At 41.0% G+C, this 14,780-nt stretch carries 18 protein-coding genes; 10 read left to right on the top strand and 8 right to left on the bottom strand.

Translation table 11 applies throughout. The features are described 5' to 3' along the window. Positions 1 to 137 precede the first annotated feature (137 nt). Entirely contained in the window at positions 138 to 518 is a 381-nt protein-coding gene (locus CDG76_RS38280) for a hypothetical protein (protein WP_094349359.1), read from the bottom strand. A 73-nt stretch (positions 519 to 591) separates the two neighbouring features. Between CDG76_RS38280 and CDG76_RS12760 the strand changes: the two genes are divergently transcribed. Then, a complete protein-coding gene (locus CDG76_RS12760; protein WP_094349358.1) occupies positions 592 to 1,149 on the top strand; it encodes a hypothetical protein in 558 nt (185 codons plus the stop codon). On the opposite strand, the gene CDG76_RS12755 is transcribed toward CDG76_RS12760, so the two are convergent. Together CDG76_RS12755 and CDG76_RS12750 are read right to left on the bottom strand one after the other, a co-directional pair. Next, positions 1,146 to 1,676, bottom strand: coding sequence for a hypothetical protein (locus CDG76_RS12755; RefSeq protein WP_190240830.1), 531 nt, complete (start codon positions 1,674 to 1,676; stop codon positions 1,146 to 1,148). The two genes, CDG76_RS12760 and CDG76_RS12755, sit on opposite strands and share 4 nt — an antisense overlap. A 108-nt stretch (positions 1,677 to 1,784) precedes the next feature. Then, a complete protein-coding gene (locus tag CDG76_RS12750; RefSeq protein WP_094349357.1) occupies positions 1,785 to 2,390 on the bottom strand; it encodes a DedA family protein in 606 nt (201 codons plus the stop codon). Between the two features lie 141 nt (positions 2,391 to 2,531). On the opposite strand from CDG76_RS12750, the gene CDG76_RS36120 reads away from it, so the two are divergent. The 3 genes from CDG76_RS36120 (at position 2,532) to CDG76_RS12740 (ending at position 3,882) form a co-directional block, all read left to right on the top strand. Further along, positions 2,532 to 2,648 carry a cytochrome P450 gene (locus CDG76_RS36120; RefSeq protein WP_223265223.1) on the top strand — a complete coding sequence of 39 codons (117 nt, stop codon included), beginning with the start codon at positions 2,532 to 2,534 and terminating at the stop codon, positions 2,646 to 2,648. 263 nt (positions 2,649 to 2,911) lie between these two features. Then, on the top strand, positions 2,912 to 3,133 hold the full coding sequence (locus tag CDG76_RS12745) for a cytochrome P450 (RefSeq protein WP_094349356.1): 222 nt from the start codon (positions 2,912 to 2,914) through the stop codon (positions 3,131 to 3,133). An 8-nt stretch (positions 3,134 to 3,141) separates the two neighbouring features. Then, positions 3,142 to 3,882: a hypothetical protein gene (locus tag CDG76_RS12740; RefSeq protein WP_094349355.1), complete on the top strand. Its 741-nt coding sequence runs from the start codon at positions 3,142 to 3,144 to the stop codon at positions 3,880 to 3,882. Here the strand turns inward: CDG76_RS12740 and urtE are convergent. Next, positions 3,845 to 4,543 carry an urea ABC transporter ATP-binding subunit UrtE gene (urtE, locus tag CDG76_RS12735; protein WP_094349354.1) on the bottom strand — a complete coding sequence of 233 codons (699 nt, stop codon included), beginning with the start codon at positions 4,541 to 4,543 and terminating at the stop codon, positions 3,845 to 3,847. The two genes, CDG76_RS12740 and urtE, sit on opposite strands and share 38 nt — an antisense overlap. 570 nt (positions 4,544 to 5,113) lie before the next feature. On the opposite strand from urtE, the gene CDG76_RS12725 reads away from it, so the two are divergent. Beyond that, a complete protein-coding gene (locus CDG76_RS12725; RefSeq protein WP_094349352.1) occupies positions 5,114 to 5,326 on the top strand; it encodes a hypothetical protein in 213 nt (70 codons plus the stop codon). Between the two features lie 49 nt (positions 5,327 to 5,375). Further along, positions 5,376 to 5,894, top strand: a complete 519-nt coding sequence (locus tag CDG76_RS12720; RefSeq protein ID WP_094349351.1) for a hypothetical protein — start codon at positions 5,376 to 5,378, stop codon at positions 5,892 to 5,894. A 99-nt stretch (positions 5,895 to 5,993) separates the two neighbouring features. Here CDG76_RS12720 and CDG76_RS12715 read toward each other — a convergent pair whose 3' ends face one another. Together CDG76_RS12715 and CDG76_RS12710 are read right to left on the bottom strand one after the other, a co-directional pair. Next, positions 5,994 to 6,689, bottom strand: a complete 696-nt coding sequence (locus CDG76_RS12715) for a pentapeptide repeat-containing protein (RefSeq protein ID WP_094349350.1) — start codon at positions 6,687 to 6,689, stop codon at positions 5,994 to 5,996. A 164-nt stretch (positions 6,690 to 6,853) separates the two neighbouring features. After that, positions 6,854 to 7,642 (bottom strand): hypothetical protein, encoded by a 789-nt coding sequence (locus CDG76_RS12710; protein ID WP_094349349.1) that lies wholly within the window; start codon positions 7,640 to 7,642, stop codon positions 6,854 to 6,856. Between the two features lie 139 nt (positions 7,643 to 7,781). Here CDG76_RS12710 and hisD point away from each other — a divergent pair, with 139 nt between their 5' ends. Then, entirely contained in the window at positions 7,782 to 9,068 is a 1,287-nt protein-coding gene (gene hisD / locus CDG76_RS12705) for a histidinol dehydrogenase (protein ID WP_094349348.1), read from the top strand. A 710-nt stretch (positions 9,069 to 9,778) separates the two neighbouring features. Next, positions 9,779 to 10,888 carry a sensor histidine kinase gene (locus tag CDG76_RS12695; RefSeq protein ID WP_094349347.1) on the top strand — a complete coding sequence of 370 codons (1,110 nt, stop codon included), beginning with the start codon at positions 9,779 to 9,781 and terminating at the stop codon, positions 10,886 to 10,888. A gap of 244 nt (positions 10,889 to 11,132) precedes the next feature. Here CDG76_RS12695 and CDG76_RS12690 read toward each other — a convergent pair whose 3' ends face one another. After that, entirely contained in the window at positions 11,133 to 11,447 is a 315-nt protein-coding gene (locus tag CDG76_RS12690; protein WP_094349346.1) for a hypothetical protein, read from the bottom strand. A 460-nt stretch (positions 11,448 to 11,907) separates the two neighbouring features. On the opposite strand from CDG76_RS12690, the gene CDG76_RS12685 reads away from it, so the two are divergent. Beyond that, entirely contained in the window at positions 11,908 to 12,636 is a 729-nt protein-coding gene (locus CDG76_RS12685) for a DUF305 domain-containing protein (protein WP_190240829.1), read from the top strand. 154 nt (positions 12,637 to 12,790) lie between these two features. Here the strand turns inward: CDG76_RS12685 and CDG76_RS39070 are convergent, their stop codons facing one another. After that, positions 12,791 to 12,925: a hypothetical protein gene (locus tag CDG76_RS39070; RefSeq protein WP_262984325.1), complete on the bottom strand. Its 135-nt coding sequence runs from the start codon at positions 12,923 to 12,925 to the stop codon at positions 12,791 to 12,793. A gap of 181 nt (positions 12,926 to 13,106) precedes the next feature. On the opposite strand from CDG76_RS39070, the gene CDG76_RS12680 reads away from it, so the two are divergent. Next, positions 13,107 to 14,780, top strand: a complete 1,674-nt coding sequence (locus CDG76_RS12680; protein WP_094349344.1) for an efflux RND transporter periplasmic adaptor subunit — start codon at positions 13,107 to 13,109, stop codon at positions 14,778 to 14,780.

Here is a 14,780-nt window from a genome sequence, read left to right as displayed (position 1 = left end):
CCTCTGCGCCAACCTTTGCTTTCCTCTGCGTTTAAAAACATTCTCCTTGTAAACACAGAGAGAAACAAATTTTGCAAAATAGTCCAATATGTGATATGGAGTTGCTTGTACTGCGATCGCTAACCTAGATTAACTCATTAGCGATCGCCACTTTTTTCTCCGTCACTCTCAATGTACAAGTAGTTCTTGTCAACATTGCAATATTCCTCATCAACATTACAACATTTATAAGGAACATTGTAATATTCCTCATCAACATTAGAATATTCCTTATCAATGCTGGAATATTTCTCATCAACATTACAACATTTATAAGGAACATTGTAATATTCCTCATCAACATTAGAATATTCCTTATCAATGCTGGAATATTTCTCATCAACATTAGAATATTTCTGTATAACTACTACCTTCGCCTCAGTAAGGATTATGAACGTCTCCCAGAAATGAGTGAAGCTGCCATATATGCCGTTATGACTGATTAATTTTGTATTTCTTATTCCCAGCAATCGCTTCATCTGTTAAATGCGTATTTTTATACTAAAACTGGGTATTACAAATAAGTACTTTCGATCGAATAGGTTTTCAAAGATGATTTTAAGCTTTAGAAATACTAGTGCTGTGTGTGCCGTATTTTTATTAGTCAGTGTCAGCAGCTTTCACAAGTCAGCCATAGCCAATATAAACAATCAGTCCCAATTGATAGCGCAGCAGATTAAAACTCAGGTAAACCCAGTTTTTAAATCTATTCTGCCTAAATTAAAGAAAAAAACTCAAATTCGGATTCTTTTACCGAAGTTTATTCCTGAGTCGGATGGCGAAAATCCAATTTACGCAACTATAGAAGCTGCTACGCAAAAAAAGTATGATATTTTACTGGCTTATAGTCCAGACTGTAATGGTGCTTCTGCCTGTCGTTTAGGCGTTGTTTCTGCTGAAGCCATAACCCGCAAAACACCCAGCCTGACTGGGAAACGTGTATCCTTAGCTAAGGGCATTACTGGTTATTTTGTAGATTTTACTTGTGGTGCTGGTTGCTCAGATGCTACCTTGACTTGGAGACAACAGGGTGTGCAATATGTTTTTGGATTGAAAGCTGGCGATCGCACTTCTTTAGTAAAAATGGCTAATTCTGCGGTTAATCCCTAGCTAGCGTCATTTGATTGTACTTCCCAACGAAACAGCCGCGGCAACTGAGATACATCAATGGCGTAGTTAACAATCCACATCACCAATTCAAAAATCAATAAATATCGTACCCACTGCAACTCGCTTGTAGAATCCAAAAGTGTCAAACCCTCATACAACTGCCAAAAGCGGTAAGGGAGATATATATAAGGAACCATCACCCAGACAACATTTTGCAACTGCCTAAGCGTCACTCTTTCAGAGATGATTTGCAACCCTAAGACGATAAAATACCAAGCAAGCACAGCTAACACCGTGCGATCGCCCCACCATACACCCCACAATAGCATAACCACTAATGGCGGCACTACTGCCAGCAGTTGCACCGAGCCAAACCAGATTTTATACCAACCGGGAAATGGTAAAGGTAGAGTATAAGGCTTTGTATTTTTCCACCCCCAGTTCACAACCACAATAAAAAGTGTGGCAATAAGGAAAAAGAGGAGATTTTCTAGGAACAGATAGAGGTTGATGTTTAAGGAAGTCATAAGAGTATTATCAACCTCTGATGTTTTTGTGTCATTTTGCTCAAGTAGTATTTTTGCTATTACAGTAAATAAATATACTTAATCTCTACACAAAATCCGAAAAATATTTCAACTTTTGTTTGCTCTATTTTCTTGTACCAAATGAATAATCGATGGTACTAAAGAAATAACTATAATTAATCCAATAATCGGTAACAAATACTTATCTACCTGTTCAGGTGGTAGAGATTTTCCTAAGAAAAACCCTAACAGGGTAATGCCGAATGTCCAAAGAAAGCCACCAATTAAGTTGTAAGACATAAATGTGCGATAATGCATTGCACCAATCCCAGCCACGATGGGCGCGAAAGTCCGTACAATGGGTAAAAAGCGTGCTAAAACAATCGTTTTTTTACCGTGCTGGTGATAAAAGTTTTGAGTTTTCACAAGATGTTTTTTATGAAACAGCCATGAATCTTCCTTATTAAATAGTCTTCTGCCAAATTTATGCCCAGTCACATAGCCAACATTGTCACCTAAGACCGCACAAATAAAAGCACCAATTATCAGAACCCAAATGTTCAATAAATTCTGAGATGCAACAAATCCAGCGGTGAACAATAAGCTATCCCCAGGCAGAAAAAAACCAATTAACAAGCCAGATTCAGCAAATACAATCGCCCAGACCCCAAAATAACCGAGTGATTTAATCAGTTGTGGTAAATCCAGATGCATAAAATTTTTACTTTTCAACAATAGATCCACAACATCTTAACGTTCAGCAATTTTATTGAATAAAAAGTAATATTAAATTTCTGTAAATTTATTATGTAATCTTAGGAAATATAAGGACAGATGACAGGTTTTGGGCTATGAGTGCAAGAGACAAAGATATTTGAAGCAGACCATTTCAGTCCCCAGCGCCAAGAACATAAAAAGTATCCTTTTAGTTTAGTTGGTTTTGGCGGTGGGCCACGCATCTGTATTGGTTAATACGCTTGGTTTAGCGTCAAAAACCTTAAGTTGTGTAGGTTGGGGAGCCACTGCGCCCTTGCGGTTTCCCGACTTGTACCCCTGCTCTTAAGCAAGCTACGCGCAGCGTCTCCCCTTCTCCCTTTGGGAGAGGCTAGCGCCAAGGGAGATGCAAGTGGCGTTTGAGGAACGTAGACCCGTTCGCGGAGCGTCTCGTAGAGAAGGGGCTTCTCGTTCGCGTAGCGTCTCCGACAGGAGAAGAGTAACCCAACATTTTCATAGCTTTGTTGGGTTGCGCTTTGCTTCACCCAACCTACAATTTTTCACAAAGCCAAGCGTATTGCTGTATTGGTCTAGCCTTTGCCAAAATGGAAATGAAAATTGTTGCTGCTCATCTTCTACGCAATTATCATTGGGAGATATTACCCAATCAAAGTTTAGAGGAAGTTGTGGTTCCCACTAATCGCCCTAAAGATGGGTTGCGGGTTAGATTTCAACCTCAGTGAAATGTTTTATGACATCCCAAATAAACATACATTTACCTAACGGAGTTTTACAACGCTTGCAAAATGTGAAAGATTTTGTGGGCGGAAGCGTTAACTCTCTAAGTAACTCAGCACAACAAGCTGGTGAGTCTTTGAAGACAACAGCCACTACAACAACTGATAAAGCAATTGATACAGTTACGACAAGCTTAGAACAAACTTGGCAAACTGCTGATAAATTTAAGAGTACAACATCGGGCGCAGTTAAAGATGCAATGGCATCTTCTGCAAGTGATTGGCTGACACAACACCCAATATTTTTTAGGTTAGTTCAAATACTAGGTTGGGGAGCTAATCACCCAATTATTAGCGTAGTAATTTTGTTGTTTGCACTTGCTCTAATTTGGAGCATCATCAAAGCAATTGTCCGTTTAATTGAAACAGCTAGTTGGTCAATACTCAAAGTTCCGTTAAAATTGCTTCAGGCTTTGATTAAAGTTAGCTTTCTATCCTTAACTAAAATTGGGAGTTTTGCTGTTCAAAGAATCACAGGTGCTAAAGCAACTGAGAACCTGCCTACTTTACTACCTGAAAGTTTTCAACCAAATAAACAACAACGATTGGCAGAAATTTCTAGTCGTTTGACAGCAATTCAAAAAGAACAACATGAGCTTTTACAAGAAGCGGCAGACTTGATTGCTGCTGACACAATTGATATAGAAATATCAAAAATTAAACAGCTAAAAAGCGCTGAATCACATCTTGGCTAAGTTCGGTGGTGGAACCGGAGGCGACAATACCACCTTTTTGCATGGCGTAATAGTAATCTGCCTGACGGACAAAGTGTAAATGTTGCTCTACTAATAACACCGAAATGCCTGTGGTTTCGACGATGCGACGGACTGCGGCTTCAATTTCTAGGATGATGGAGGGTTGAATACCTTCGGTGGGTTCATCTAAGACGAGTAATTGAGGTTCTCCCATTAAAGCACGTGCGATCGCTAATTGTTGCTGCTGTCCTCCGCTTAAATCACCACCCATCCGCGAAAGCATGGTTTTTAACACCGGAAATAAACTAAAAACTTCCTCTGAAATTTCTGCTTTTTTTACTGGTTTGCGTCTAGCTTCCAATCCCAGCAGTAGATTTTCTTTAACTGTCAACCGAGGGATAATCTCTCGTCCTTGGGGGACATAACCAATTCCCAACTTTGCCCTTTGGTCTGGAGATTTGGAGTTGATTAATTCTTCAGCTAAATTAATAGTACCGCTACGGGGTTTGAGTAAACCCATGATAGTTTTGAGTAAGGTAGTTTTTCCGACACCATTACGTCCAATTAGACAAACCATTTGCCCCGATGGTACGCTCAAATCTACATCGCGGAGAATATGGCTTTCGCCGTAATAAACGTTAAGGTTAGAAATTTTTAGCATAAAAGAATTTTTAACTGTTTAGTTTTGATGTTAAGTTTTTAACTGGCGATCGCTCTGTTCAAAAATAATTAACCACAATGTATTAAGAGTCTGGTTAACCTCTTATGATACCTGATTGCGAATGCAACTAAGTAGAAGGTTTATGAAGATTAAGTGTGGCAATCTTGTATAAGATTATTTTGAATACAAAAAGTCCCATTAGGAAAACCCTTAGTTTCTTTAAGGATTTTCCTGATTATCCTGACCTTTTAAATTACTTAATTGCCTTGACCGCCGATACCCTTGCCAACGATTGTGTCTTTGCCGTTCCCAGCATTCAGGTTGCCACTATTGGTGATGCCTTGCATTTTTTGTGCAGTCGTTAATTGAATTCGGGCAGTCGTTAATTGAATTCGATCAACCTACAAGAATTTACATAAAGCCATTCGATATATTTGTGATAAATAAGTTAATATATACTGAATAACGCGGGTGTCAATTAACCCTAATTTTGTCTATCCTAGTGCTGTACAGTCTAGGTTAGAAGTCAGTTTTTATCCTGGCGCATTATTAATAACAGGAAAGTGATTTATGTCACGTCCAAAACGCGGGTCTAAAGTAATTGATAGAGCGCAGCGTCGGATTGCGGCTTTGAAATCGATCAGTCCCACCTTAGACTTTGGCAATGGGGTTACAATTGACTCCTTTGCAGCCGTCATCAAAACAACGCAAGACAAGTTGGAAGCTTATAACTCAAGCCTCTCCACCGTTCCTCAACCCAACCTACACAACTACACAATTTAAGGTTTTTGGCGCTAACTCAATTCAATTTAGTATTTGTTCGGATATAAGTATGATTTCATTTAGACCTTTGATTTTGATTATAGGCACAAGTATTGGTTTACTGCCTCTGTTGTCCAACTGGTGCGTCCAAGCACAAAATCAATCACAAAAAATTGAGCTAAAAGTTTATAGTGAAAACGAGCAAAAACAAAGCTGTCCAGACAAGGTAATTGTTACTGAAAAACCCCGCCCTTATCAAGAAGGCAGTTTTGCAACAGATGGCTCTATTAACCTGAGCGCTTATGCCAGTAATATCTCTGTTCAAGGCAGTAATAGCTTTAGTGTTACATGGGTTGGGACACTCAAGCCAAAATATGCTAGATGCTTTGCTTCTGCTGGAATGACTAAGGTTGATGGGCAAGACTACTCTGGAAAGATTAATTATTTACGGATGCACTTTGTTAAAGGTAAAGTTTACTTCATCTTAGATTTGGCTGGTGGCTATGATGCTAATGATTATCCCCTAGTAGTGCTAAAAAATAGTTTAAAGAATGGCAATCTTACCTGGACTTGGGGTGGAACTGACTAGGTTAGAGAGACGCGATAAATCGCCGTCTCTACAAGGAATTTATCCGTCAATTAGTTCTTGACAGACTACTAGAGGTAATACTGGAAGTCCGGCGATCGCTCATTGTTGAGCAAAAGCTAAGTCACTTTCAATTAACTTGGCATTTGTTAGGTTAGCCCCACTCAAATTGCACAAGTGAAACTTTGCCCCTCTTAGGTCTGCTAGTGACAGATTAGCTCCTGTTAAATCTGCACCAGTGAGGTTGACTTCACTTAAGTTAGCACTACTTAGGTTAGCCCCCTGAAGTGAAGCTTGTTGCAAGTCTGCCTCGCTTAGGTTTGCCCTCATTAGGTATGCTTTACTCAAGTCGGCTCTAGTTAAATTAGCTTGACTGAGGTCTGCTGCTGTTAAATCAGCTTTAGTTAAATTGGCTTGACTTAAGTTTGCCCAATTCAAGGAGGCATAACTTAGGTTAATTTCACTCAGCTTCACTGATGCAAGTACTGCACACCTCAAATTAGCATTAACAAAATTTCTTTCTCCGATTGCATAACGGCGTAAAATTTCATTCGTTGTTACTCTGTCTAAAACAGCTTTTGATGCGCCTTGATAACACCATGTAGCTTGTAATAATTTGGCAGCAGTGTTAACAGCTACCTCATCACTAGAAGCCACGATTACACCATTGCAGCCATCCCATTGGCCGTTAAGCATCAGGGCAATCTCATTAGCGGCAGCAATTGAGTCAAATAATAAAACAGATTCTTTATGCCGTTTTAACCAGTTATTCCAACCAATTGAGATAATATTTTTCATTGCTATAAATTTTGGTCTTTTCAGACGATTACGGCTCTAACTATCTATTCTGGCTAATAACAATCAGACTGGTGTGTGTAACAACCGACCATTATTATGCGTGCTTAACGAACGCTTGCAAAAAGTTCTCTCTTGAAAGACGCTGGGCGGGTATGTCATCACACTTAAATATGTTCTTGTTGGGTGCGTAAGCTGTTAATCGTTGCGGTTAAAACTAGGACAATTGCCAAAATAAATACGGTATTTCTGAGGATTGAGTTATCAAAATGCTTGAGTGCGATCGCTACTAATGCCCAGACTGTTACTCCTGTATAAGCGATATCTCGACGCTGGATAACTATAACTGCTGCAACTGCTGTTGCTATCAATACCATGATGAGAGTCCAGATTACAGCAGAAATCCCCCAACCGTTCCACCTGTGAAAATCCAAGGCACACGCTACATTGACAATGGTCGCCACGCTAATCCAGCCTAGATAAATACTAATTGGAAAGTGAATACACCATTTTTTCAGCCGAGGTACACGCGATTTGCCAATTTCTAACTGCACATAGATAGCAATCAGGGGCAACAGAATCAAGAGCATTGCAATTATAGAAAGAGCAAAAAGCCGAGACAAAAATAGATATACCCAGATGCTTTGAGCAATACAGGCAATCACCAACAGATAACCTGTCTTACGTAAATCAGGCTCATGTCGTTGATTAGGTAGAACTTGGTATACCCCAAAAGCAAACAACCCAAGGTAAATCAGCCCCCAGATAACAAAGGCGTAATTGGCAGGGATAATCAGGACATTTTTAAACAAAGTATTGGAAATTTCCCCGATGCTAAGTCCATTGAGCGGAAAAATGTTCGATACTACGTTGATAACAAAAGCACCAAAGATTGCAGCCAAAGTAACAAGCTGCCGCCAAAGATCCCGGTAATTGCCTCTTGTGGACTGCTGCATAGGATGTTAACTCATAATCTTTTGTGCTTTCTTTCAGCTTACATCTGAAAAGAGTGATGCATATAAGCCACTGTCATATCGAGCAAGTTAATCAGGAGTTAAACTAATTATTGACCTCACTGCTTTTAAGATACTGTCCATGCAGCTACTTCAAACTACCGACAAAGATTTTTCTGTCAAATTCAAAACCCTTGTAAGCGATCGCCGGGAAGTTACAGTTGATGTTAGTGGGACAGTACGCGAGATTCTAGCTGATGTCAAAGTGCGTGGTGATGCCGCAGTCAAGGACTATACTAGCCGCTTTGATCGCAACAATCTCCAGTCTTTGCATTTTAGCGAAACCTTTATTGCCGAACAGGCGGCACAATGTCCTGCCGATGTCTTGGCGGCGCTGGAATTTGCTGCTGAAAGGATTGTGGCTTTCCATCAAAAACAACTACCGCAAGATATTGGCTACACCGATGCAGTCGGGGTGAAACTAGGATTGAATTGGGTAGCGCTGTCGCAAGTGGGAATTTATGTACCAGGGGGACGGGCTAGCTATCCGAGTTCTTTGTTGATGAATGCCTTACCAGCGAAAATTGCTGGTGTTGAAAGAATTGTCATGACAGTACCGATGCCTGGCGGTGAGATTAATCCTGTCGTATTGGCTGCTGCTCAAGTTGCTGGTGTGACAGAAATATATGGCATTGGTGGGGCGCAAGCGATCGCAGCATTAGCTTATGGTACAGAAAGCATTGCTCCGGTAGATAAAATTGTTGGCCCTGGTAATGCTTATGTTGCTGAAGCCAAGCGTCAAGTCTTTGGCACTGTTGGCATTGATAGCATCGCTGGCCCTTCAGAAATTTTAGTGGTAGCCGACAGCCAGAACAACCCAGATTGGATTGCCTGGGATTTACTATCGCAAGCAGAACACGATCCTAGTGCCCAGTCAATTTTAATTACTGATTCCGAAATCTTCGCGCAACAAGTAATCAAGGCTGTTGAGAAAATTCTCACCGATTTACCCACCAGAAAAGTTGCCAGTGCAAGTTGGCAAAATTATGCAGCCGTAATTCTGGTTAGCGATTTAGCCGAGAGTATACCACTGCTTAATCAACTAGCTCCAGAACACGTGGAATTGTGTGTGGACAACCCGCAACTCCTGGCCAATCAAATTAAGTGTGCCGGCAGCGTGTTTTTAGGACGCTATACTCCAGAAGCGATTGGCGATTATTTAGGAGGCCCCAACCATGTACTGCCAACTGCCCGTTCTGCCCGCTTTGCCTCTGGTTTGAGTGTCTACGACTTTCTCAAACGAATTACTTATTTAGAATGTGACAAACAAGCATTACAGACAATAGGTAAAGCAGCCGTCACCTTAGCAGAGGCAGAAGGTTTGCCAGCCCATGCAGGTAGTGTATCTGTACGCTTGCAAGAATCATAAATCATCACCAAGACGCAATAAATTGCCGTCAAGACAAAAGACTAATTATTGTAGAGACGGCGATTCATCGCGTCTTGCCTAAGAGCAGGAGGGAGCATCTACATTTGACATTGATTAAAAGGTTCTCGAATAAAATAGAGTGCATCGCGTTTTTGAACTTCCATACCCCCTCTATTCCAGCTTCCCCAACGAGTTATAAATTTTTTCTTGCGATCGCGACGTTCAATTGCAACAGTAAAATTATTACAGAGTTCCCGATAACATCCATCCAAATTCGTCTGACAAGAGTATAAGATTAGTACAGCAAGGCGGAATTAAAAATTAAAAATTAAAAATTAAAAATGAATACAGCATAAGCATTTCATTGATTTGGAATGGGTGGTTTATTTCCGCCGTGTTGTACTAGTATTTGATTTCTGAAAATCGAGATTAATCCAAAGCTTGGTTAACAAAGCCTAGAGGCTTAGTATAGCTATCAAAATTCAAGCCTAATTTCTATATCCAGTTAATACTCCTTAATGAAACACGCTTTTTATACTATAAAATGACGTGCGGAATGTAGGTTAAATACTTAGCCTCGGCGAGAGGATGGGAAATTGTTCTGGGGTGGATCGGGGTGGGTGCGATTGGCTCTGCCACTGCCCCTTGGGCAATCGCTGTTCTAACGATCTCCTGATGGTAGAATAAGTCTAAAATTAAGAACATTCATAATGTTACATGAATTTCTCTTAGCAGAACGTGACGAAATTCTCGCCTTGTGTTCAAAAAAGATCGCGCGTCTTGCCGATTCCATGAGTTCGAGCGACGAAATGGAAAAAGGATTACCTGTGTTCTACGATGAACTCATTGAGGTATTACGTGCTGATGCTGATACAGATGAATCTGGGGAAGCACATAACAATTCTATAGAAAGTGTTCACAGAGCCTCCGCAGAGCGCCGGGGGAAAGAGTCGTTAAAACTTGGCTACAGCATTTCTCAGGTTGTTCATGGCTACGGCGCTCTTTGTCAAGCTATCACTCAGTATATTCAGGAGAATAGTAGTGAAACAGCATCCCCTCGTGAATTCAATCGATTAAATTTCTGCCTCGATATTGCTATCGCTGAAGCGGTTACAGAGTTTAATCGAGGTCAGCGTGAAAATGCAGAGCGGGATGAGGTTCTACGTCTTGGATTTCTAGCACATGAGTTGCGAAATGCGTTGACCTCTGCTAGTTTAGCTTCCCAACTTATAATCACAGGGAAAGTCGCAACCAGTGGAAGTACATCTCGTCTTCTTGAAAATGCCCATAGGCGTATGAGAGACATTATTGATCGTTCACTAGTTGAGGTGCGACTGCGGAACGAATCAACCGGACAATATCAGAGATGTCGAGTTATTCACCTAGTCAGTGAAGTTGAGGCTACTGCATGGTTTGAAGCAAGTGCGAAATCAATTGAGGTGCGTGTAGAGGTAGCGCCGGAATTGGAGGTTTTAATAGATCGTCACCTAATAATATCTGCTCTATCGAATCTGGTTCAAAATGCCATTAAGTTCACCAAGCAGGGTGGGATTGTATGGATACGCAGTAAGGCTGTAGGTGGGCGTGTTTTGCTTGAAATAGAGGATCAATGTGGAGGACTCCCGCCTGGTGAGGCGGAAGAACTCTTTAAGGCTTTTTCTCAGATGGGAACAGATAAATCTGGATTGGGGATTGGGCTGACAATTTCACGACGCGCCGTGTCGCTAAACAAGGGTATACTCTCAGTTCGCGATGTCCCCCATCAAGGATGTGTGTTCTCAATTGATTTACCCTTAGCCTCCCCTCTCCCCACTACATAATCCTCTAGCTCCGTTTTCGCTGCGTTCACTTATGTAAACTCCAACTATTTTCTAGTCTTTTTATCCAAAGCTAAAAATAAATAATTTTACTTACTAAATCTCTATTATCACTACATATTTACCAATACCCAAAAAAGCAAGTCATAAATATTATTACCACAAAAGTAGATGTCAAAAAAAAAGTAAATTTTTGCTGTCATTGTTTCACAAACTTACTAAGATTATTGGTGATAAAACCCCCTATCTAAATTTGGCCATCATCAAAAGTCAGTGCAATAACTTTGTCTGGTTTACTCAGCTGTGCCTGCTGAATGAGTTTTCCCTGAAACTCATTAGGGACTGTAAAGATGTCGCTGTTTACTTGTGCAACAATGGCTTTATTAGATGCCAAACTATGCTGATTGCTCACCGCGCTGGCACTGAGTTGTTCTGGTTTTTTGACTAATGTTTGATAGTCTGAGCGTTCTGAAAACCAAAATCTTCTGAAACCAAAGTCACATAAGACTGCGACTAGCGGGATGAATACTATTCCTCCAATCAATAATTTAAGCTTTATCATATTAGATTTCCTTATAGATATTACAAAGGTAAATTATTTTAAATACGTTACTTCCATAACATAATTATTTCTCACATTATGAACTCTGGCGCTAACTAGGCAAACTAAAGCGAGGTGTCACAAAAGGATTAAGCTGTTCGTCATCTAGTTTTACAAGGCAATCTAAGACACGAAACGCTTTCAGGCGCTAAATTATCAAATTTAAATGCGCGACAGCTTAGAACACTGTAGTAATGTACTACAGTGTTCTAATTCCTTGTAGCTAGGGCAGCAACCTTTAATTTCATCCTGATTTCATCTTCATCTGTCAAACTCTGTAGTAAGTACGATAGTTGCATTGTAAGCAACCAGTTACTTGGGTGATTTTATTACCTGAGCAAAAAATAAATCACTTAAAGGGTTAACTCTCTAGTTGACTGGAGAGTTTAAAATGAAATCAGTAAACATTTAGATAATCAGTATGCAACTTTCTACTCTAAAAAACAGCTTTTTGTCATTGACCTTAGTAGCGATCGCCTCTGTTCCCAGCGGCTTGTTAACAGCCTGTTCTACAACTACTTCCCAAAACCAAAACCAAGCATCAAACCCTACTACCACTGCTACTGATACTAGCGACAAGCAACCGATGAATCACGATGGTAGCATGATGAATCATAGTGCGGAGATGATGAACCATAACATGGCAATGGATTTAGGTTCAGCCGACGCTAATTATGATTTGCGCTTTATTGATGCGATGATTCCGCACCATCAAGGAGCAGTGGAGATGGCGAATGTTGCACAGGAGAAATCAAAACGTCCTGAAATCAAAAAGCTGGCTTCGGAAATTATCTCTTCTCAAGACAAAGAAATTGCCCAGTTGAAACAGTGGCGCACAGCTTGGTATCCCTCTGCAAGTAGTACCCCGGTGGCTTATGATGCGAAAACAGGTAAAACAGTCCCAATGCCTCACCAACAAATGCAAGGCATGATGATGAATATGGACTTAGGAGCCGCCGATGCTGACTTTGACTTGCGGTTCATAAATGCAATGATTCCCCATCATGAAAGTGCAATTACGATGGCTCAAGATGCAGTGAGTAAGTCTAAGCGTCCTGAAATCAAGAAATTGGCTCAAAGTATTATTGATTCACAGCAAGCAGAAATTAACCAAATGAAACAGTGGCGAAAAACTTGGTATAACCAGTGAGTCTAGTCCTGTACTGCTTCCCTACGGAACGCTCTGCGTAGCTCCAGGAGTACGGAGAAACCGCAGGGTAGAGAACTGGCTATCTTCTGCTTCCCCGGAGGGGTACGAAGACGAAGGCAGCGAACGCAGTGGTAACGACGTTAGGAACGTCACCCTAAAAGGTTTCCCAAGCTAGGGAACTGGTGTTAGCGAGTAGTCCAGCGTCAGTACGAGCGTCACCTAAAGGGTAAGCAAAAGTATCTATGTGAAGCATGATGCAAGTATCTAATGCCAAATAAATAGAGAACACTTGCTTTCTTGAATTCCAGTTGTGTTTAGAGTGATGTGATTCTGAGAGCGGTCAAAACTTGATTTCATCCTAATTTCATTTTTGAATGAAAGACTAGTAAAAGAGTGTATTTCTAAAACTTAAAAGTAATTTTGACTATTCGCAATTTCTTCTCTCCCATACTCAAGGATTTTTAGTAGCGATGTCTAATTCTCTGCGTTCCCAAACACCTACAGCTATTCGTTATATTTCTGGCACATTCCTAAGCCTATTGTTATTAGCAAGTCCCGCAGTTGTGTTGGCTCATGGCGGACATGGAGACGAATTTCAAGGAGGAAGCGAAGCCACTTCAACTAATAATTCTATTCAGGTTGATGCCGATACAGCCAAACGGTTAGGGATTAAAGTCGAGCCTGTCCAACGTCAACGGTTAGCTATTGGCATCAAAACTACTGGACAAATAGAGACTCTTCCTAACCAAAAAGTAGAAGTGACTACCCCAATTGAAGGGGCGAAAGTTGTTGAATTGTTGGTGGAACCAGGTGCATCAGTAAAGCTTGGTCAACCTGTTGCTATAGTTACTAGTCCAGGGTTGGTGACATTACGCGTGGAATCTCAGGACAAATTAGCACAAGGTCAAGCTGATTTACAACAGGCCCAAGCAGACTTAAGACTGGCTCAACAAAATTATCAAAGATATCAACAAATAGCCAACTCTGAAATTGCCCAAGCACAGAGTCAAGTTGATTTTGCTCAAGAAAAGTACAACAAAGACAAACAGTTAGCCACTGAAGGTGCTTTACCCCGACGCAATGCCTTAGAATCCCAGACCCAGCTAGCACAGGCAAAAGCCGAACTTACCAAAGCTAACAGCCGTCGGGAGGTTATCGCGGCAGAAAATCAACTCAAACGCGCCCAAGCGTCAGTTCAACTAGCAAAGTCAAATATTAATCGCAGTAATACTAGTTATCAAACTCGACTTGCTCAACTGGGAAATCTCCCCAATTCCAAGGGATTAGTGACCGTAACCGCTCCCATCTCTGGTAAGGTTGCTGATAGAGAAGTTACTATTGGTCAAACTTTTAATGATGCAGGTGGCAAATTGATGACTATTGTCAACGATAGTCGGCTTTTCGCCACAGCTAACATTTATGAAAAAGATTTAGGTAGAGTTAAAACTGGTCAAAGGGTGACTCTAAAAGTAGCTAGTATGCCTGAACGTACCTTTTCGGGACGGATTTCCCGGATTGGTACAACAGTAGAAGGAGAAACAAGAGTCGTACCAGTACAAGCAGAGATAGAGAACTCACGCGGACAACTCAAACCAGGAATGTTCGCAGAGCTAGAAGTTTTAACAGAGCAAACGTCCTCTGCTATTTCAGCTATTCCTACCTCAGCAGTGGTTGACGCAAATGGTAAGAAAGTTGTTTATGTACAAAATGGTAATGCTTACCAAACAGTTGAAGTAACTTTAGGGCAAACCTCTGGAGATGTCGTTGAGGTTAAGAGTGGCTTATTTGAAGGGGATATGATTGTCACTCAACGCGCACCACAACTTTATGCACAATCATTGCGTGGTGATACTAAGCCAAAAGAAGGTGAGACAAAAGAAGCTCCTGCACAAGCGACTGAAGTTAAAACGCCCAGCTTACCAGTACCGTTGTGGTTGCTAGGAGTAGGTGGAGGAGTTGCAATAGCTGCTGTAGGTTTCATGGCAGGCCGTCGCAGCAAGCTTCAACTAGTTCCAGTCGGGGCAGAACTTGCCTATGATGTACCAGAAGATTCTATTAATGGTTCTACAAACTCAGATGATAACCATCGTGCGCCTCATGAAGAACCAAAAGTCATAATTATTAGTAAAAATACTCAACAATAA

This window comes from Nostoc sp. 'Peltigera membranacea cyanobiont' 210A, from assembly GCF_002246015.1.
Taxonomy (GTDB): Bacteria; Cyanobacteriota; Cyanobacteriia; order Cyanobacteriales; family Nostocaceae; genus Nostoc.
Note: the sequence above shows the minus strand (reverse complement) of the source record. Positions and strands in the feature narration are given on the sequence as shown.

What these genes read in the sequence shown, in the direction of transcription:
- hisD (WP_094349348.1), top strand. Translation starts at nt 7,782, where the DNA reads ATGCAGCTACTTCAAACTACCGACAAAGATTTTTCTGTCAAATTCAAA.
- CDG76_RS12740 (WP_094349355.1), top strand. Translation starts at nt 3,142, where the DNA reads ATGACATCCCAAATAAACATACATTTACCTAACGGAGTTTTACAACGC.
- CDG76_RS12725 (WP_094349352.1), top strand. Translation starts at nt 5,114, where the DNA reads ATGTCACGTCCAAAACGCGGGTCTAAAGTAATTGATAGAGCGCAGCGT.
- CDG76_RS12760 (WP_094349358.1), top strand. Translation starts at nt 592, where the DNA reads ATGATTTTAAGCTTTAGAAATACTAGTGCTGTGTGTGCCGTATTTTTA.
- CDG76_RS12720 (WP_094349351.1), top strand. Translation starts at nt 5,376, where the DNA reads ATGATTTCATTTAGACCTTTGATTTTGATTATAGGCACAAGTATTGGT.
- urtE (WP_094349354.1), bottom strand. Translation starts at nt 4,543, where the DNA reads ATGCTAAAAATTTCTAACCTTAACGTTTATTACGGCGAAAGCCATATT.
- CDG76_RS12750 (WP_094349357.1), bottom strand. Translation starts at nt 2,390, where the DNA reads ATGCATCTGGATTTACCACAACTGATTAAATCACTCGGTTATTTTGGG.
- CDG76_RS12755 (WP_190240830.1), bottom strand. Translation starts at nt 1,676, where the DNA reads ATGACTTCCTTAAACATCAACCTCTATCTGTTCCTAGAAAATCTCCTC.
- CDG76_RS12685 (WP_190240829.1), top strand. Translation starts at nt 11,908, where the DNA reads ATGCAACTTTCTACTCTAAAAAACAGCTTTTTGTCATTGACCTTAGTA.
- CDG76_RS12715 (WP_094349350.1), bottom strand. Translation starts at nt 6,689, where the DNA reads ATGAAAAATATTATCTCAATTGGTTGGAATAACTGGTTAAAACGGCAT.
- CDG76_RS12690 (WP_094349346.1), bottom strand. Translation starts at nt 11,447, where the DNA reads ATGATAAAGCTTAAATTATTGATTGGAGGAATAGTATTCATCCCGCTA.
- CDG76_RS38280 (WP_094349359.1), bottom strand. Translation starts at nt 518, where the DNA reads ATGAAGCGATTGCTGGGAATAAGAAATACAAAATTAATCAGTCATAAC.
- CDG76_RS12680 (WP_094349344.1), top strand. Translation starts at nt 13,107, where the DNA reads ATGTCTAATTCTCTGCGTTCCCAAACACCTACAGCTATTCGTTATATT.
- CDG76_RS12695 (WP_094349347.1), top strand. Translation starts at nt 9,779, where the DNA reads ATGTTACATGAATTTCTCTTAGCAGAACGTGACGAAATTCTCGCCTTG.
- CDG76_RS12710 (WP_094349349.1), bottom strand. Translation starts at nt 7,642, where the DNA reads ATGCAGCAGTCCACAAGAGGCAATTACCGGGATCTTTGGCGGCAGCTT.